The sequence below is a fragment of the Microbulbifer maximicatervae (SeqCode) genome, assembly GCF_052467825.1.
In genome coordinates this window covers 4,753,958-4,771,910 of sequence record NZ_CP174327.1, presented here as the reverse complement: position 1 = coordinate 4,771,910, position 17,953 = coordinate 4,753,958, and the positions used below count along the sequence as shown (strand labels likewise).

The window sequence follows — 17,953 nt, the reverse complement described above, 5'->3', positions numbered from 1 at the left end:
TTATTGCTCGCTTAAATTTCTATTGCCTAATTCTGCAAAATTTACGTTCGTGATGATGCCATCAGTATTGTAACTGAGAATCAATACTTTTTGATAAGAGGCCGGTTGGAAAATAGCCTTATTGGTTTGGCTATACATATATACTTTGGCTTTCTCGGATTTATTGCTAATCAGTGGATACTGATATTCGCCGGAGGGTTTGCCCAATAAATCCAGAGCTTCGAGAATACTGGTTTGGCCTTCGCTGATAAGTGGTACTTTTGACTCATCAAAATCGGTGGAATCTTCAGCGAGAGAGCTGACAAAATCCTGCCCAACCAATTTATCGTTATAAAAGTAGAAACCCTGGTTACGGGTACCGCTAATATTTTCGCTAACCGCCTTTTTGCCAGTAGTGGGGTAAGCATAAGCGAGTGTTAAAATTTGTTGGTTGTTTTTTACAAACATGCCTTTTTCATAAGGCTTACCGAGCTTCTCTTTAATGGATTGCTCAGTATCTACGCCTAACGCTATCTCTTTTTCTCCCAGGGGTTTTGTGCCAATGCCGGTACATCCGGATAGCACAAATAGGGAAAAAATAACCGTTACCAGTCCTTTCACTACAACCTCCTGCACTGTATCTTCCAGGTTCCCTGTGGCCTGAAATATTCGGCGCATCCTACAATTCGCATGTTTTAATTGCCAGTGATTTATAAAGATGATCGATGACCCGAGATTACACTGCTGTAGCATGAATTGAGTGGGTATAGAGAAGTGCGCGAATTTAGGCATGTCGTGCGCTTTTAGAAAATACAGCGTAGTGAATGACAGCAGAATAAGAGCTCAGTTCCTGATACTGCCCCATCATTCCATTATTTTTTTAAATAAAATTGATAGGCATTTTTTACCAGGACATTTTCTGCTTGTGCTTCATCGAGAGTGTCGCGAATTAACAAAATATCTTCAGGTTTGAAGGGGCGAGGTGCCCTGGTAGAGGGAAGATCGGAGCCAAACATCAGGCAATGTGGGTTGGCCTGATAGAGGTCGACAATTGCCGCTGCGGGGTCGAAATCCAGGCGGCCAAAGCCGCTCGCTTTTACCTTTACCCCTTTTTCTGCCAGTTTGAGCAAGATGGGAAAACCCTGCTTAGTGATTCCCATGTGATCGATAGATGCGGCTGGTAACGCGATCAATTTATTATAGAGAGGGGTCAATGCAGAGGCTTCAACGTATAGTTCGACATGCCAGCCTGCCAAGTCAAAAACTCGCCGGGCAAGAGTATCGATAAAATCGATCTGTTCCGAGCCGCCCCGTACCAAATTAAAGCGCAGGGCTCTGACTCCATGCTTGTGGAGTGACAAAATGGTGGTGTCGGGAGTATTGGCGGATAGCTGTGTAACCCCAACATAGCTTTTGCCCAGCTTTTCCAGGGCATCAATAAGGTAGGTTTGATCCAGCTTCTGGAATGAGCCGGAAACTACAGCTCCCCCCACTAGCTGGTAGTTTTGTAACTTGAGTAGATAGTCATCCACGGTAAATGTTGGCGGCAAGTAGCCGTGATTTGGGAATAGGGGGAACTTGGGATTTATGATGTGGAAGTGACTATCAAATAGTCTCTGTTTTTGCTTTTCCATAGTCAGATACACCGTGCTCGCTTAGATTTCCTGGATGACTCTCACTCGATCTGCAAGAGCGCGCTGTGAGACGGGAATGTCCGGGGCGAATAGCTCCCAAGAGTGAATCACGCCAGGTCGAACGTGGAGCTCCGTGCTAACACCGGCATCGGTGAGTAATTGGGCGTATTGCATGTCCTCATCGCGAAAAATATCTAGTTCGCCAACATCGATAAATGCTGGCGGTAGACCCTTGGCATTTTGCAGGCGGGCAGGGGCAGCATGAGGACTGACCGCAGGGCTGCCCACTTGATTACCCAGGTAAGCGGTCCAGCCGGTGAGATTATCTTCATAGGTCCAGATAATAAATGGCAATAACTCGGGATCGGGAGTAACCGTCCTGTCGTCCAGCATTGGGTATAACAATATCTGCCGTGCCAGGGACGGGCCTTTTTTGTCACGGGCGACAATTGTCAGGGCTGCAGCCAGCCCCCCTCCGGCACTATCTCCCATGATGCCAATTCGCGAGGGATCAATGGAGAGTTCCTGTGAGTGCTGCACCAGCCAAATGAATGCCCGATAGCAATCATCAATCGGTATAGGGTAGGGGAACTCTGGAGCTTTTCGGTAATTTACTGATAAAAATGGCACGCCGCTGGCAGCTACGTATTTGGCGATGACCAAGTCGTACCGTGAGATATCGTGGCAGATGAGCCCACCGCCATGAATGTAGAGAATGGCGGAGCCTGGCTTGCTATTCTCCTTTTGGTACCAGCGTAACTGGATCTCCTCTTGGTCTGAACTCTTTAGGGTAAAGTCCCGAAAGGAAACATCTGATGGAAAACTGCGACCCTGAAATAGTGCTTGGGTGACCACGGCTCCATTCTTACGGCGAGTATCCACATCCCCAATAGGCGCTTCTGCCAAGGTATCCAGCAAGTCGCCAAACTTGCCAAGGGCGCTTGAAAAGTCCGGGTCCAGGGAAAAGCTCATTGACGAGTATCCTTATCGGAGTTCCTATCAGCTAGTGGTCCATAGCTAGATATGGACCTTTGCTAAATGTGGACCTTCGGCAGCGAAATGCCAGTACTTTTAGCTGGGTTCTACGACACCGCTTTCAGCCACCAAGGTCTGAATAGATGTTGTCGAAGCTGACTGCACCTCTGATTTGTTCTCGCTGTACCGCTCGGTCAGATAGTTACCCTGGCCACGCAACAAAATGGTGGTTTTTACCAGCTCTTCCAGAACGTCAATCACCCGGTCCCGGAATGGGGAATCTTTGAGGTGCCCTTGTTCATCGAATTCCTGCCAGGCCTTGGCAATAGAGGATTGGTTGGGAATCGTAAACATGCGCATCCAGCGGCCGAGAACCCTCAAATTGTTGACGGTATTGAATGACTGTGAGCCACCGGAAATCTGCATGACCGCCAGGGTTTTTCCCTGGGTTGCCCGGCTTGCAGATTGGTCCAGTGGTAGCCAGTCGATCTGATTCTTGAAAACAGCCGAGACATTTCCGTGTATTTCCGGGCTAATCCACACTTGACCCTGGCTCCAGGCAGACCACTCGCGCAGTTGCTGCACCTTGGGGTGATCCTGGCTGGTGCCGTCGTAAAGAGGGAGGTCGACAGGGTCAAACAAGCGAACCTCAGCACCAAAATGCTGCAATATTTCAACAACCTGGTTGGCCAATAGACGCGAAAATGAGTTGGGTCTCAGGGATCCGTACAACACCAGAATCCTGGTAGGGTCACCATTGGGAGGGGAGTCCACCAGGCGATTAAGAATATTGATGGGGGTGTGATTCGGTAGCATCATGAGTTACCTCAAAATTTCTATATTTCTATAATAATCGAAATATTAGGTAAAGCAAAGGTGCATCAGTCTCAGTCGGGCCTTTCTGAATCCGCTTGGAACCGGCTAGTCGAATAACGGGTTCACAGGGAGTCAAAATACTGAGCCAGCATCGAGACTTAGGCTTCCTTTAGTTTCTCCAACACTGGAGGAGATAGCGCAAACGGAAAGAGAGTCCAGCAGAGGTTGCTCCCAATTATTAGATGGAGTGGGTACGTTTAAATGCCTCCCTGATGGACTACTTCAATATTGAATCCCTCTGATTGGCTAGGTTCTTCAAAGTACTTATTAACTTGTTTGAAGGTCTCAGGGGTATCAAAGGCGGCTCGTTCCGGATGTGATTTTTGCCTTTGGGCGATTTGCCGTAAACATAATTTATCATCGGCTTTAAGATAGATTAATTGATGGGGAAAGAGGTTATCCAGAAATATCTCTTTGAACCAGGATCTTTGTTTTCTTGTATTGCCGGGAAAATCCAGTACTACCGAGATGCCACTCCTTAAAATATCCTGAGTATGTGACTTGATCATTGGTTTTAATCTTGCAGAATACTCTATGTAAGTGGAGAGCGAAGAGATCTCATGGGGATATAAATTAGATAGCCACTCATCTTCGGAAATAAGAATAGCTCCTGTAGTTTGTGCTATCTCCACAGCTTTTGTACTTTTTCCTGCGCCCATCTTTCCACAAAATAGAAAGAGCATTCCGTTTTTTTTCACAGTTCTTCCCGTTAATCCGATTAGAGAAAATTTCGACTATGGGAAAATAATGCCTGAAACTTTATGCTTGGTAAATAGTGGCAAAGGGAGCTCATGAAGTGGCGATTTAGCCAAGTATCAGGGAAATACCAGACTTGCGGTGGCCGAATATGCTTGAGGCCATCTAGATGGCTAGTATTTAAGTCGTGGGAATCTTTACTGTCTTAGATGCTTATATTCAGCCCAAAGGTGAGCCTGATATAGGTATTTCGTCTCTATGCAACAAGATACCGATTAACTGCGGCATTTGACAAACACCATTGAGTTTAACCAGCTTTGATCCGCATCAAAATCTTTTATCAGGGGGGCTTCAGTAACGCCTGTAAATTTTCTTAACCCATGGGAAATCATATAGCTTGGTATATAGGATGGCGGCTTTGCGGCTGTCAAATAGTTACAAACTTCCAGCTTCCTTGCGCCGCCCTGATCAAGAGAGTTAATGCTGGCGAATAGTTTTTTTCGATCTCCCTCTGGCATCGAATTAAATTTTTTATTGAAAATCACTCTTAATACATTGTGCCCGGTTTTGTCGCTAACCCTCTGTGTGTCGAAATAAGCAAAGGCACTGGCAACCATTAACAACTCAGCTGCCTCATCAAATTTGGATTGTTCGGTACATGTTTTGGCGGCAGCAGTAATATCTGTCGGTGTATGGGTAGATAGTACTGATGTGGCACTGATACATCCGAGAGGCGAAGTGGCTTGACTGTCCTTACTGACATAGTTGTTGGCCTGCGCGCCTACAACAAATGCGGCGAGTAGAAGAGCAAGAATTGGAGGCAGGATTTTGCTCATGATTCAAATTTCCTTTCCTAAGTGCCTCCTTAATCATAGACGCCGAAGTACCAGTATTATCTCAAGTACTTGAGAAATTTATTCGCCAGTTGGAGTGGGTTTTAGTGAAATTTGTTTAAAAATATGAATTGGAGATGTCCAGGGCTAATCTCCTGCCAATAGGGGAAGAAGTGTGCTTTCATGCCGTTGAAGTACAGGAGGCTTCAGTTAAAGCGTGCCGCTTGCAATTCTCTGGTGCTAAGCGGCACCTAGTAGCCATCAGCTCTTACAGAGTCGGATTTGTCGCAATTGCTATTAAGTTAGTTGAGAAATTACTCTGTGTTGGGTTGTGATTCCTGAGAAGCTTGGAATAGTGATTTTATCAGATTCTTGGTGATTTCTTTTTGGTGTTCAGCTCTCAGGTTCTTCATGTACGCAGACTCGTCGGGAACAACTATTTCAGGCAGTATTTCTTTCACTGCTGAGTCGCCATTCCATTCTACGGTCGCTCTGCTGTCGAAGCTGGTTCTGAACTTAATATATTTATCCTTATCGACAAATACATAGCTATTTGAGAAGTATTCAGCATCGTTTCTATTGGTAAGTGTGAAAGATGACTTTTTTCCAGAATATAGCTTTTCACCGATTTTAAAACTGAAGTTTTCAATAGTCTCTGGTGATCTTGACTTGTAATGCCCTTGCTCTATAGCAAAGTCAACTTCATCTATAATATCGCCCATTTCAATGGAGATGATTTCATCTGTATTTTCCCATGTGATGCTATCGATAGGGTATACATAGACATTGATAATATCGGTAGGATACTGCTTATTATCGTACTTTAGGGCAATTCCCAGCATGGGTTCATCGAAGGTGCTGCTTTCGGTGAGTACAAAGTTATCTGTTTCTTCTGGGGTGATCAGGTCTTGCTGATAATTGCTTGCATTTTGCGGTCGCATAGATCCACATGAGGCAATAAGAATACTACTCAGTATGATAAGTGCCTTGCTTTTCATTCTCTCTCCTTGATAAGGCTGCTTTCCTGGGGCGGAAATTATAAGTTTCTATTTGTTCTATGAATGTAATCTTTCAATAAGCCTACCACTCCTTGGGTGCTCAATTCATTGTTTGGTAAGTATAAATATCTAAGTTGTACTCTTCTTATATCCTGAATCCGGCTTAGCTTTAAATCAACTCTACGCCTTAAGGAGAAGATTTCTTGTCGTCTATTTTTTTATCGATGTTAGCTGAAGAGTGTGATGTCGACTCTTTTAAGGCTTGTCCCAATTATATTTTGAAACTATCAATAATCTGAAAAGATGAATTAGATGCCCAAACTCTGCTCCTAAGCCAGAAGATTTAGCGTGCGTGATATTACTTCCAAGATTGTGATTGAACCCTAAATACTGGAGGGACATTTGGCCTGTCATTTATGTTGGCCCTGTTACAAATGGGCAGATGTTTACATAACTACCTTAAGCTCGTAACTGATTGGTCATGCTCTGTAGCTACTATTTTGCGCCCCCCGCTAGCGGATAGTTTTATGAATGTTTAATTCGGAGATGGATGTTTGTCAGTACTGAAAAGTGCGCAAATTATGAAAATGTAAAGTAGGGTAAATGACTAAAATTGACCAGTCAGTACTGTTGTAATTTAGCGGTTCATGACAGGCGTGTACGCTTGTTCCAATTGGTCAATTCAACTGAGGGGAAATACTTACTGGGATTTTTATTTTAGCGGTAACTATCAGGATACTTATCAGGAAAAGAATAATGCATAAAACAATTGGTTTGGTATCAAGTTTGCTTTTGAGTTTTTCGATGTCTGTTGTCGGCGAAATTGATGCTAGCGATGATAAAGTGAAGCGCCTGGATTTACAGGGGCAGATTGATACAAAGGCTCCCTTATCAAAGACCTTGTGGGCGGGAGCGCATAATGCCTATGCATCCTATCAGTGGGATCAGGGTGTATATACCGATGTAAACCAGTGGTACGCGCCGGAGAAATTATTCAGTCGGGGAATACGTCTGGTCGAATATGATACTTACCCCGCTTCCAATTTCAGCTCAACACCGCACCTGTGTCATATGGGCCTGGAAGAGGCCACTATGTGTATTTATATGTTTGGTACAGCTGCAACGCTGGGGGATGGGCTGGATGAGATTAAGGATTTTCTTGAAGATAATAACGATGAAGTCATATTCCTAAAGTTTGAGGCTTACGATTCTGATTACCACCAGAACTTCCGCAATAAGATTGGTGAGAAAATTGAAAGCAGGTTGGGGGATCTGGTATTTAAGCCTACCGACTGGGGCTATACAGAAGATGATTGCGCCTCCCTGCCGGCGCAAACACTGACTAAACAGGATGTGTTGGATGCGGGACGCAACGTTATCCTATTTATTCAGGTGCCCAGAGAGTATCCGCACACTGGTGATAACAATCTGTGTGATTACCATGACGAGGCAAACACATCGAAATTCAGACGCAATGTCTGGATCGGTGTGGATGAGATGGATGCATCTGGAAACCTCACTTCCAATGAGCCACTTGCACAAAATTCCAGCCAGTTAACAGCAGATATCGACGGTAATGCTAGCGCAACCAGCCACTACAACAATGGGAATTTAAGTGTCGCCCTGGATGCAACAACGGAATATAACAAGGATGACATCAAGTATTCAGGCAGTGAGATCCTGGAGAAAGCAGTATCTGGGTATAACATGCTTGAGTTGGCGCTGGTGGAGGCCAATGCGACCACTATAGGTGCTTCTAAAGCACCCCAGATTGAAGATTTTACGTGGTCTTGGCGGAATGACTCTCCCAGTGGTAACAATAGTTGCGCCTGGTTAAGTAATGACGGTGAAATTCGCGACTATAGCTGTAGTACGGAGCGAGTGTTTGCCTGTGTAGACGATGAGCGAAACTGGCACATCAGCAGTGCATCGGGAGCCTGGAGTGAAGGTTATTCCGCCTGTGAAGCCGATGGCTATCGCTATGGAATGCCTTATAACGCTTTGGAAAATGCCGCTCTCTATGCCAAGAGGAATTCAGAAGGTGTAACTACCTCGGTTTGGGTGAATTACTACGAACCATTTGATGGGTTCTGGATCGCCAACCAAGATAGTTACTCGGATTTTGGCTACATCAAAAAAGATGCCGTGGGTGGTACCGGAGGTGATGCGTTTGATTCAATTGACCTGGTAAAACGCAAACTGCTCGGCAGCGGCACTATGAATCTGAAATCTGTCCAGATTCGTTCCGGTGGCCGAATTGATGGTTTTAAAGCTTGCTATGAATTTAAGCAATCCCTAAGTCATGCCACAGCCAGTGATCATGAATACTGTATTGAATATGGTGATGGAGATGGGGGCTCGATGGGGAGTGTACTGAGTTTCAACTCCGCCAGCAGCGAGTATTTGGATGACGTTAAAATTTGTGTCGACGATGAAAAGCATGAAACGGGTAGTGTTTACTACCTTAAATTGACGTCGAGCAATGGCTCATCTATTTCCGGGGGGACTCAGCAGGGGACTTGTACAACTTATTCTTCCACTTCATCCCAGCAAATTTTTGCTTTCCACGGGCGCCACGGTGATGAAATCGATGCTTTGGGCGTGCACAAGTTGTCCAACAGCTTGGTAAATCCAGGGTACTACGCAACCGAGTGGCTGGACCTGGATGATCCCTCCTCAGGTGGCATTGATTATGAGAGCTTTAACGAACACAAGTCAGCAGGAAATATCAGCAATAGCTGTGCTGTCAGTGATGTTGCTGGTATTGAGGCAAGGGTTGTTGATACGAAGTTGGATTATTCCTTAACCGGCGAAAGCATGCATATAGGCGATATCGGCACTAATTACCGCTTCTTTTGTGCAACAGAGGATTGTAGTGACTACGAAGTAAAGTATTTCTTCTCTAACGCAGCCTGCCTACCTTAACGACTCACAATATCCCGGCGGTGAATATGCTGCCGGGATTCCTTTTACTACTCACTCACTAAAGGAAGCTCTCTCGGCTGAATACGGGGATTTCGCCTATAGTCGAACTCAAGCAATGTGCGGTATCAATCGGCAGAGCGAAGCCCATGAAATATGACGAGATACATGAGGATCATGCTGATCCCCTGATCAACCAATTACATCGAGCAATAAAATATGCCGTTAAATTTCTCGCCATTCTTATGGTGTTGGTCATATTCTGGACCATTGCGGATGTCGTCTATGTGCTTTATGAAAGGCTTATGGAGACGCCATTCCTATTGCTGGATATGGAAGATATCCTCGAGACTTTTGGGGCCTTTCTCGCCGTTCTTATTGCCATTGAAATTTTCACCAATATCCGACTCTACCTGGGTACAAATGTGATACCGGTACAATTGGTATTGGCTACAGCCTTAATGGCTGTAGCTCGGAAGGTTATTGTGCTCGACTTGAAATTTGTTAATGCGGAGCAAATAGTCGGTATTGCCCTGGTGACTATCGCCCTGGGAGTTTCCTACTGGCTGGTGAGGGAGAAAAGCAATAAACCTGGTTAGTACTTGTGATTTTTTGTCCTTGATAATGCTCACTTTATGATTTTATTTTTTGTATTTATACAGTTGGCCAAAATAGAATCATATCGTTAACTGCATTAATAGCTACTTACAATGGTTAGCCCGAACTAAGAGAGCTGGGCATTTGGCTGAGTGCCAAACCCACGATAAACCTTATTAATGAATAGGTCTTTCTGCTTCAACCGCACGAGGTGGTTGCAGGTTGTTACTGCGAAAGGTAGCTGCACTAATCCTTGCTTCTGGCCAATGGGAACTAGTGCCATTAGTGGGTTTCGTTTATAGCTTTTGGTACTTTTTCCTTTTCTATTTCTGGCGATGGCCTTTGCCAGGTATTCACCTTGCTGAGAGGCGAGGTAGCCCAGTTTGGCCTCACCAATATCGGCAATGTCTCCGAGTGCATACAAGCTTGGTTCGTCAATAACTTGAAGTCTGTTATCGACTTTCACAAATCCCTGCTCATTAAGGATATGCGCTAAGTGCGGTTTTAGGTAATCATTGTTGGGCAGCGCACCAATTGCTTCAAAAACCAGGTCTGCATCGCTGGCTTGGCCATTGTTGAGATTTATATAGCGGCCATTTTGATTTTGGTAGCGGCTGTTAAACTGAATTTCTACACCTAAATTCTCTAATTGTCTCTGGGCTTTGATCTGTGCTTTAGGCTTGAAGTTGTCCAATAAGACCTCTTTATTGTGTGTCAGAATTACGTGAGTGCTCGGCATAGCGTGCGCGATCTCTCCTGCCAATTCGACACCAACGACCCCTCCACCTATCACCATGACTTTCCTTGCTTGTTTCAGTCGCTGATGCTCGTTCAACAGTTCTTGGTTCCGAGATTGAATATCCATTGCGCAAAGGGATTTGGCCATTGGCATACTCGGATATCGGGTGCCGGAGGCGAGTATGGCACTGTTGAAATGTAACTCTGTTCCATCTGCCAAACGCGCTGATTTCGCAGACATTTCCATTACATCCCCCTGGATGAAGCGGCCATAGAAAAAATCCCGATAGTACTTGCGCGCTTGATTCCCGGTACTGGATGGATCGGTTACATTGCGCAAGGTGGCAAAAGTGACTTCAAAATAATCTTTTTTGTCTACCAGAATGGTATGGAGCCCATGTCTTTCCAGTGCTTGCGCGACAGACACACCGGCGAAACCACCGCCTACTATCAATACTTCCGCTTTAATTACCATATTTTTCAACCATTAGAGGGTGTACAGGTCATTTGAATCCATTTTATGGTGTAGCGAATATGCTGTGAATGTGTGATTATGAGACTCTGATGTGCATATTTGCACATGTTGAGCATGGGGGGCTTGAGGTAAATAATGGATAAATGGACTGAGTTAAGGACCGCTTATAAGCTGGCCAAGCTGGGCACTCTGAGTGCAACGGCCCAGGAGATTGGTATTCATAGGTCCACCGTGATGCGCCATATTAATGTACTGGAGGAGAGCCTTGGGGTTGTACTATTTCAGCGCAATGACAAAGGCTATATTCCAACGGAGGCGGGGCTGGAGGTTATGCGACTGGGGGAGGTGACGGACAGCCATTTTTCCCAGTTGTCCTCGCGGTTACAAAGCAAAGAGCAGAATTTGCAAGGCAACCTCACCATCACCTCTGTCGGCGAAATGGTAGACCTGTTGATGCCGCTCATTAGGCAGTACCAGACCCAGCACCCAGGGATGCTCGTAAATTTAATCGGGGACCTGCGCAATTTTAACCTGGAGTACGGTGAAGCTGATATTGCGATTCGTGTCGGCGAGAAACCAACGACACCCGATAATATCGTGCTGCCATTTTTCACTACAGAATTCGTTTTCTATGCACACAAATCCTATATTGAAGAGTATGGGCTTCCCGATAAAAGTAATCTCCAAGAGCACAGGTTTCTGGCTCTAGGTGATCGCCCGTTACACTTTGGCTGGAATGAATGGATTTATAATCATATTCCCGATCAAAAGATTGTGCTGACTGCTTCCAGTCAGCAAATTCTTAACCAGGCAGTGCTTTCAGGCTGCGGTATTGGCGCCATGCCGAGAATCCTGGCTAAAAAATTTGAAGACATTATTGAGATTCCTACGCCTGAAAGCTGGCAAGTCTCAACTTGGATACTTGTTCATCGCGATATGTTTAACATGCCAAAAATCCGTGAGTTTCTTAGCATCTTAAAGCTCTGGCGAAAATGAACAATACCAAGCGCCAGCCCAGAGAAAATCATAATAGCGGCCATTAACTTTTCGGGGCCAATCGATTCACCAGTTAATAACCAGCTGAAAAAGAGTCCAAAAACGGGGCAGAGTAAACCTAAAGGTGCAACAGTAGACAGCGGGTACTTAACGATTAACCGGTTCCAGAACCAGTATCCCAGCAGAGTGGTTGGGTAGGCCTGAAATAATATGGAGAAAATCAACTTTCCACTAAGGTTGTTTTGAATTTCATAAAATACATCCGCACCATCTTGAATATAGGTAGCAGCGAACAGTGGTAACGGTGCAAATAATAGCCCCCAGACAATAAAGCTAAATACTTGCTGTGTGCCACTGGCCTTTACAATGAGCCCACTGATGCTCCAGCTGGTAGCCGCTATTAAGATAAGTGCAATACTGATCAGGGGCACAGTGCCATCTTCAACCATCAAACTTAGCAGCAGCCCTCCCAAGGCAAGTAGAGCCCCAAGAGCTTTCTGCGGGATAATCTTTTCTTTCAGGAATACCCAGCCGAATAGTAAGCTAATCGCAACATTTACTTGCAAAAGAAGTGAGGCCATTCCCGCAGAGAGTCCGCTAGAGATTGCCCAGGTGGCCATCCCCCAAACCCCACAGCCAAAAGTCAGGCTGTAGGCCAGAACGTACTTCCAGCTGACTGTCGGCCTGGAAACGAAAAGCACTGCCGGAAAGGCGGCCAAAGAAAAGCGTAAAGCCACCAGAAGGAGTGGGTCCAGATCTTCCGTTCCCATCTGAATAACAATGAAGTTGAATCCCCACATTGCCATTAGTAGCACACCAAGTAATAAATCCGAGTACCGCATCAGCCCCTCCAATTTGTCTCGGGGCTAACTATCCAAGAAATGAAAAAAGGTATACAGATGCAATTTTTGTATAAAATAGGTATACAGTTTGGGCGGAGACGGAATCGGAGAGGGGATAGGTGCGGTATAAAGAGCTTGCCGAACGCTGTATTGAGGATATTCAGTCAGGGAGAATACCAAGCGGTCATAAACTACCGTCCCTCAGGCGGTTCGCTGCACAAAACGAAGTGAGCCTGACAACAGCCCAAAGCACCTACTACTTGCTGGAGGAGCTGGGCTGGGCGAAGGTTCGACCGCAATCTGGATTCTTTGCCTCAGTTCCTCCCAGCAGTAACCCGCCTCCCATAATGCCCGCATTTACCTGCCGAACAACAGATCCAGTAAGTCACGATTACTATTTCCGTGGGTTGGGAACAGGGCCATTGGGTGTTGCGTCTTTATCCCCAGATCTATTGCCGTTGGATTCCCTGGAGCGCAGTATGCGGCGGGCAACCCGAGAGGCTGGCGCCAGTATGCATGGCTATCCGGTTTCCTCAGGGGAGCCGCTTTTGCGCAGTGCGCTTAGCGCACACTTTGCCAGTTATGATTTGCATTTCTCTGCCAATGAATTAGTAGTGACGAATGGTTGTATGGATGCCGTCCGCACAGCGATTGCCATTACGACTAAGCCCGGTGAAGCGGTTGCGATCAGTTCTCCTTGTTACAACGGTCTTCTTAATCTGTTGGCTTTGATGGGGCGAAAAGTTGTTGAGATACCGACTGTTGAAAACGGCTTAGACCTTGCACAGCTAGAGCGCTATATGCAGCAGGGATTGGTCCAAGCGGGTCTTTTTAGCAGCAGTCATATGAATCCTACGGGCGTGTCCCTGAGTTCAGAGCAGAAAGAGAACCTGGCCGCACTGGCTGGTAAATATCGGGTTCCAATTATCGAGGATGATGTGTATTTGGAACTCGGATTTCAAAGAAGTCTGCCCATGCCCGTTCGCTACTGGGACCGGAGCGGGTATGTGCTTTGGTGTGGCTCTATCTCCAAGACATTAAGCGCAGGCTATCGACTGGGGTGGTGCTTACCAGGAAGGTATCGAAAACAATATGAACGCTATCTATTTACCGAAAGTTTCGGTGTGAACTTGCCCGTCCAATTAGCGGTAGCTGATTTCATCGGTACCAATCAATACTCCCGTCATGTGCAGGGGCTCAGGCAAAAGCTTGCCTTCCAGGTCGCATCCTATCGCAACTACTTAAGTTCAAACTTGCCCGATGAATCGCGCATCAGTGATCCCCATGGAGGAATGGTGATTTGGTTGCAGATCCCAGGGTTGGATAGCCGGAGTCTTTGCCGTATGGCTTCCGAAGAAAATATAGCCTTGTTGGGCGGTGCAGATTTTAGCACGCTTGATCTCTACGGTGATTGTGTGCGGGTGAATTGTGGTTGGCCGCTTGAAGGTAAAGATGGAGGGAAGGCTGAGGCCGGATTTCAGTTGGAACGTTTTATCGAGTTAACTCACTCATGCCGATAATTAATATTATTCAGATATTCACAACCTTGGAAGAAGGTACCTGAACTTTCATATCGTTACACCGCTTTTGATAGTTATTTTTCCTCTGCTAGAATCCGCGTCCCTTTTAGGATGATTGTTCACGGAGGACATCTCATGAAAACTCTTGCCACTTTTACAGCAGCGATTGCTATTGCCGGTGCGGTTCCCGCTCAAGCAGAACAGACTTTTGAACTGCCTAAGTTTAGTCAGTGTTCTGTAGCAGCTTCTGCAAGCAATACTAATGATCGCGAGGTTTATCGCATCTTTTCAGATTTCTATTATGAAATAGAAGACTCTCGAGAGTATGCAGTTAAGGCTGTGCAATACTGGGCTGAAAGCTTTGCAGAAGACTGTGCCGGGGAGACAACTAAAGTCAGCCTGGATATGGTTCAGTGTGATAATTTTATTGGCGGTGCACCGGTTTGCAGAATAGAAAGTGATGAAGGTGATTACGTCATTGTGAAAGACTATGTTGATTCAACCAACGTAGTACTCTCTCAACATGATCAACAGAACTGGCCAGGAATACATTCTTCGAATGATCAGGAAACTCTGTGGATGGCCAGACCTGAACTCTGCTATAGCGAGCTTCTGGAAGGGGGTATTGATTCCCAGGCATATTACCTGGATGCCTATAACTATCGCTACTTTGGTGATTACCGCTATGTATTGGCAAGGAGCAGCCGCGATTTAGTGCAAACTCTTGACAGCCAATACAGTCAGTGTGAATACGATACTTCGGGAATTGAAGCCTACAAAATGCAGTGTTCTGAGACTTCCCAGGGGACGAAGGTGTGCGCAACTGCACATACTGGCGCCGGCTATTTCGTATTCGTGAGTGACGATCATCACGGCATGCACGTTATTTTCAACCGCTGGGACTGATTGCTCTATTAGTCCAATTCTAAAGCGCCTCCCTGTAAAGGGAGGCACCTGATTGCGAACCCTAATTAGCTTGCTCTATACAGTGCGCAGAGCTTATTGCCAGCAGGGTCTCGTAAGTAGGCGAGGTAGATTGGGCCTACGGCGCTATCCCGCACGCCTGGGGGCTCTTCGCAGCTGGTACCACCGTTGGCAATACCCGCAGCATGCCAGGCATCAACTTCTTCAGAACTGTTTACTGTAAAGCCAATAGTGCTGCCGTTGCCATGGCTTGCGGGCTCCCCATTGATGGGTTTGGTGATGGCAAAAATACCGTTGTCATTAAAATAGAAGCAGCGGCCACGATCATCAATAGTGCCGGGTTTGTAACCCAATATTCCAAAAGTGGAATCGTAAAATACCTTTGATTCCTCGATATCGTTGGCCCCGACCATAATATGACTAAACATTGATGTCACCTTAAATTAATTTTAGGGTAGTTGTGCGTGAAAGATTGTATACCAATACTATTAAACATCAATGAATAATCATTCACTCATTGCCTAATAGAATTGTTCGTATATCCGTTACCTCCAGGCTGTACCTCTCAGGGTGTGTGGACTGGTGCAGCTTTCTATCTATTGCGGTTTATATATGAGATGCCTCACAGATATATTAAATATTGTGCGATTCAATGATTATTAATATTTATTTTAAATTCTGTTGTTGATACTAATGTGGTGGCTAATTCGGGTGATATCGGATTTCTTATCGATATTTTTTTTGCTTGACTGGCTGGTATTTATTTTTTGTTCTGTTTGATAGATTTTATTTTCTGATTTGGTTTATTTTTGTTGTGGTATATAGGTTGATAGTGTGAATTTTAAGGGGTTAAAATTCTGGAGGTTTGATTTGATAAAAAATAATAAACGGTTTTCGCTTAAAGGTTTACTTTGGGTGTAAATTGCGCCAATTATTTCATTAAAAAATTTAATTTTATGGTCAGGTTAAGCTGTCGGCCGTATTTTTTAGGGATAAAAAATGAAGCGTCGAGATCTATTGAAGGCTGCAGGTGTAATGTCTGCATCACCGCTTATGGGAGTGGCATCAGCTAAGGCTGGAACAAGTAATGCTTTGGATGGCTCTAGTTTCCCAGAGTCAATAATGGTTGGTGATCTATCAGATTCCTCCGGAGTGCTCAGTGTAATACATGGAATCTTACCTGATGATGTTATTGGCCATCTTCTTATGGCTGAGGGTATTCCTCTGGCGTCCAACCATCTTACACCTAATGGAAAGGGAGCTTTGACCCGGCTCGACTTTACTGGGCGGAGCAATAACAGTGAAGTTCCCTATACCCGAAAAATGATACGTACCGCGTCTGCGATAATGCAGGAGCAGGATTTAACAGGTTTTGATAAATTCAATTTGTTAGGTGGGACAATATACTCAAGCCCGAATCTGGGATTTATGAACTACTGCAATACGGCCCCCAACTACATGGGAGATAACCGTTTTGCAATGAGCTATGAAGGGGGTATGCCCTATGAGTTTGATGCTACAACTCTAGAGATGGTAACCCCTATTGGAGAAGTGGATGAATGGAAATCGAGCTTACCTCCGCTGCTTGAAAATCTAACCCCAGAAAAGTGGCTATTTCCCCAGGTTCGGACCACCGGTCACCCTTTCTTTGATCTGGAAACAGGTAACTGTATCACCATCAACTATGGTGGAAATATTGGTGATTCTGGTAGCTCAGGATTTATTCGATTAATTCGCTGGGATCGAGAGGGTACATTTGAAAGTTGGAACATTCGGGATCGTCAGGGTAACAACGCCTATATTGCTGCAAGCTCACACTCTCTTGGCGTAACGCGAAATCATATCATTGTCTTTGAAACTGCAGCGAGAGTTGAATCTACCCGAATTATTGGAACAAGAATAGTTCTGCCTCAAGAACACCGGACCCGGTGTTGGGTTATTCGGAAGGCCGATATGGTGCCGGGTGCTGATACTATTATCGCAGATTACCTGGAGCTCGGCTTTGATACGTCGGACATTGTCTGCAACTACGATGACAATGCGGGTGAGATTACCCTGTATGGCCAATATATGGGGGCAATGGATAAATCTGAGCAGTTATTCCGCTTTGAAATCCTGCAGAAGGGAGGTTTGGTGCCCAAGTGGTTGTCCGGATTCCCTGCAGCACCGCTGGATGTTGGAGGTTTGGTACGTGCCCGGATTCGAGTCAACTCAAATTCAGCTATTGAGATAAAAGAAGATTACCGGGTTATTCGGGATGATGCGCTTTCCTGGGATATGAATGATCCGGCTTACCGTGGGCACTTCCAGTTCCCTGATACCTTTGAGCACCTTTATTGGGCTGCTGTGGGTTACAGGCCTGACCATATATCTATGCGGGTTTCCTGGGCATATCGCGATTATCCTGAGCGCCACTACGGCTATTGGAATATGCCTGAAGAAAGTCGTCCCTCTGCCTTGATTCATATGGACTGCGTCAATATGAAAATTGCGGATGCCTTTCAGTTCCCAGAAGATTGCGTAATGCGTACACCGCAATTTATGGCCCGCCCGGGCTCCACGGCCCAGAACGACGGTTATGTGATTGCAGCAGTTGTACGCAAATATCCAACGACATCCGATTCCAATGGTAAAGAGTTTTGGATTTTTGATGCGGCACGTCTCAGCGGTGGGCCAATTTGTATCCTAGCTAACAGATCACTGGAATTTGCAACCACGAATCATGCACTGTGGGTGCCATCCATTGGTCGTCGCCCTTTATCAGCCTACCGGTCAAATTATGCTGATTTTCTTCGCAGTAAAGCGCCTGATCACAGCAGTAATGTTCGGGACATTATCGAAGGGGAGCTGCTTCCCCGTTTTGGTTGATTTATCCAGTCTACGTTAATGCAATAAAGGGAGTTTAGGTATGTGTGCAGAAATAATAACCAAATCCAAGCATTTATTGA

General features: G+C 45.5%; 16 protein-coding genes. 6 read left to right on the top strand and 10 right to left on the bottom strand.

Annotation, left to right across the window (positions count from 1 at the left end; genetic code table 11):
* The 7 genes from ACJJII_RS20965 to ACJJII_RS20935 all read right to left on the bottom strand — a co-directional run bounded on the left by ACJJII_RS20965 (position 1) and on the right by ACJJII_RS20935 (position 5,991).
* Positions 1 to 657, bottom strand: a complete 657-nt coding sequence (locus ACJJII_RS20965; RefSeq protein ID WP_444917599.1) for a hypothetical protein — start codon at positions 655 to 657, stop codon at positions 1 to 3.
* A gap of 194 nt (positions 658 to 851) precedes the next feature.
* Positions 852 to 1,613 carry an amidohydrolase family protein gene (locus ACJJII_RS20960; protein WP_444917598.1) on the bottom strand — a complete coding sequence of 254 codons (762 nt, stop codon included), beginning with the start codon at positions 1,611 to 1,613 and terminating at the stop codon, positions 852 to 854.
* A 21-nt stretch (positions 1,614 to 1,634) separates the two neighbouring features.
* On the bottom strand, positions 1,635 to 2,585 hold the full coding sequence (locus ACJJII_RS20955; protein ID WP_444917597.1) for an alpha/beta hydrolase: 951 nt from the start codon (positions 2,583 to 2,585) through the stop codon (positions 1,635 to 1,637).
* Between the two features lie 99 nt (positions 2,586 to 2,684).
* Positions 2,685 to 3,407 carry an arsenical resistance protein ArsH gene (gene arsH / locus ACJJII_RS20950; RefSeq protein ID WP_444917596.1) on the bottom strand — a complete coding sequence of 241 codons (723 nt, stop codon included), beginning with the start codon at positions 3,405 to 3,407 and terminating at the stop codon, positions 2,685 to 2,687.
* A gap of 254 nt (positions 3,408 to 3,661) precedes the next feature.
* Entirely contained in the window at positions 3,662 to 4,162 is a 501-nt protein-coding gene (locus ACJJII_RS20945) for a P-loop nucleotide/nucleoside kinase family protein (RefSeq protein WP_444917595.1), read from the bottom strand.
* Positions 4,163 to 4,435: 273 nt separating this feature from the next.
* Positions 4,436 to 4,996, bottom strand: a complete 561-nt coding sequence (locus tag ACJJII_RS20940; RefSeq protein WP_444917594.1) for a hypothetical protein — start codon at positions 4,994 to 4,996, stop codon at positions 4,436 to 4,438.
* 311 nt (positions 4,997 to 5,307) lie between these two features.
* Complete coding sequence (locus ACJJII_RS20935) at positions 5,308 to 5,991, bottom strand: hypothetical protein (protein ID WP_444896816.1); 684 nt, start codon at positions 5,989 to 5,991, stop codon at positions 5,308 to 5,310.
* A 756-nt stretch (positions 5,992 to 6,747) separates the two neighbouring features.
* On the opposite strand from ACJJII_RS20935, the gene ACJJII_RS20930 reads away from it, so the two are divergent.
* Together ACJJII_RS20930 and ACJJII_RS20925 are read left to right on the top strand one after the other, a co-directional pair.
* Complete coding sequence (locus ACJJII_RS20930) at positions 6,748 to 8,916, top strand: jacalin-like lectin (protein ID WP_444917593.1); 2,169 nt, start codon at positions 6,748 to 6,750, stop codon at positions 8,914 to 8,916.
* Between the two features lie 146 nt (positions 8,917 to 9,062).
* Positions 9,063 to 9,512 (top strand): phosphate-starvation-inducible PsiE family protein, encoded by a 450-nt coding sequence (locus ACJJII_RS20925; RefSeq protein WP_413665304.1) that lies wholly within the window; start codon positions 9,063 to 9,065, stop codon positions 9,510 to 9,512.
* Positions 9,513 to 9,637: 125 nt separating this feature from the next.
* Here ACJJII_RS20925 and ACJJII_RS20920 read toward each other — a convergent pair whose 3' ends face one another.
* Entirely contained in the window at positions 9,638 to 10,723 is a 1,086-nt protein-coding gene (locus ACJJII_RS20920) for an NAD(P)/FAD-dependent oxidoreductase (RefSeq protein WP_444917592.1), read from the bottom strand.
* Positions 10,724 to 10,858: 135 nt separating this feature from the next.
* Between ACJJII_RS20920 and ACJJII_RS20915 the strand changes: the two genes are divergently transcribed.
* Entirely contained in the window at positions 10,859 to 11,719 is an 861-nt protein-coding gene (locus ACJJII_RS20915; protein ID WP_444917591.1) for a LysR family transcriptional regulator, read from the top strand.
* Here the strand turns inward: ACJJII_RS20915 and ACJJII_RS20910 are convergent.
* On the bottom strand, positions 11,650 to 12,561 hold the full coding sequence (locus ACJJII_RS20910) for an EamA family transporter (protein WP_444917590.1): 912 nt from the start codon (positions 12,559 to 12,561) through the stop codon (positions 11,650 to 11,652). The two genes, ACJJII_RS20915 and ACJJII_RS20910, sit on opposite strands and share 70 nt — an antisense overlap.
* 119 nt (positions 12,562 to 12,680) lie before the next feature.
* Here ACJJII_RS20910 and ACJJII_RS20905 point away from each other — a divergent pair, with 119 nt between their 5' ends.
* Both ACJJII_RS20905 and ACJJII_RS20900 read left to right on the top strand, forming a co-directional pair.
* Positions 12,681 to 14,081 carry an aminotransferase-like domain-containing protein gene (locus tag ACJJII_RS20905; protein ID WP_444917589.1) on the top strand — a complete coding sequence of 467 codons (1,401 nt, stop codon included), beginning with the start codon at positions 12,681 to 12,683 and terminating at the stop codon, positions 14,079 to 14,081.
* A gap of 135 nt (positions 14,082 to 14,216) precedes the next feature.
* Positions 14,217 to 14,987, top strand: a complete 771-nt coding sequence (locus ACJJII_RS20900; protein ID WP_444917588.1) for a hypothetical protein — start codon at positions 14,217 to 14,219, stop codon at positions 14,985 to 14,987.
* 65 nt (positions 14,988 to 15,052) lie between these two features.
* Here the strand turns inward: ACJJII_RS20900 and ACJJII_RS20895 are convergent, their stop codons facing one another.
* On the bottom strand, positions 15,053 to 15,433 hold the full coding sequence (locus tag ACJJII_RS20895; protein WP_413665310.1) for a VOC family protein: 381 nt from the start codon (positions 15,431 to 15,433) through the stop codon (positions 15,053 to 15,055).
* Between the two features lie 571 nt (positions 15,434 to 16,004).
* Here ACJJII_RS20895 and ACJJII_RS20890 point away from each other — a divergent pair.
* Positions 16,005 to 17,873 carry a carotenoid oxygenase family protein gene (locus tag ACJJII_RS20890; protein WP_444917587.1) on the top strand — a complete coding sequence of 623 codons (1,869 nt, stop codon included), beginning with the start codon at positions 16,005 to 16,007 and terminating at the stop codon, positions 17,871 to 17,873.
* The last annotated feature ends 80 nt before the right edge of the window (positions 17,874 to 17,953 follow it).

Coding starts and splice junctions, on each gene's coding strand:
- ACJJII_RS20930 (WP_444917593.1), top strand. CDS start 6,748: ATGCATAAAACAATTGGTTTGGTATCAAGTTTGCTTTTGAGTTTTTCG.
- ACJJII_RS20965 (WP_444917599.1), bottom strand. CDS start 657: ATGCGCCGAATATTTCAGGCCACAGGGAACCTGGAAGATACAGTGCAG.
- ACJJII_RS20915 (WP_444917591.1), top strand. CDS start 10,859: ATGGATAAATGGACTGAGTTAAGGACCGCTTATAAGCTGGCCAAGCTG.
- ACJJII_RS20920 (WP_444917592.1), bottom strand. CDS start 10,723: ATGGTAATTAAAGCGGAAGTATTGATAGTAGGCGGTGGTTTCGCCGGT.
- ACJJII_RS20955 (WP_444917597.1), bottom strand. CDS start 2,585: ATGAGCTTTTCCCTGGACCCGGACTTTTCAAGCGCCCTTGGCAAGTTT.
- ACJJII_RS20895 (WP_413665310.1), bottom strand. CDS start 15,433: ATGTTTAGTCATATTATGGTCGGGGCCAACGATATCGAGGAATCAAAG.
- ACJJII_RS20935 (WP_444896816.1), bottom strand. CDS start 5,991: ATGAAAAGCAAGGCACTTATCATACTGAGTAGTATTCTTATTGCCTCA.
- arsH (WP_444917596.1), bottom strand. CDS start 3,407: ATGATGCTACCGAATCACACCCCCATCAATATTCTTAATCGCCTGGTG.
- ACJJII_RS20960 (WP_444917598.1), bottom strand. CDS start 1,613: ATGGAAAAGCAAAAACAGAGACTATTTGATAGTCACTTCCACATCATA.
- ACJJII_RS20900 (WP_444917588.1), top strand. CDS start 14,217: ATGAAAACTCTTGCCACTTTTACAGCAGCGATTGCTATTGCCGGTGCG.
- ACJJII_RS20940 (WP_444917594.1), bottom strand. CDS start 4,996: ATGAGCAAAATCCTGCCTCCAATTCTTGCTCTTCTACTCGCCGCATTT.
- ACJJII_RS20890 (WP_444917587.1), top strand. CDS start 16,005: ATGAAGCGTCGAGATCTATTGAAGGCTGCAGGTGTAATGTCTGCATCA.
- ACJJII_RS20910 (WP_444917590.1), bottom strand. CDS start 12,561: ATGCGGTACTCGGATTTATTACTTGGTGTGCTACTAATGGCAATGTGG.
- ACJJII_RS20925 (WP_413665304.1), top strand. CDS start 9,063: ATGAAATATGACGAGATACATGAGGATCATGCTGATCCCCTGATCAAC.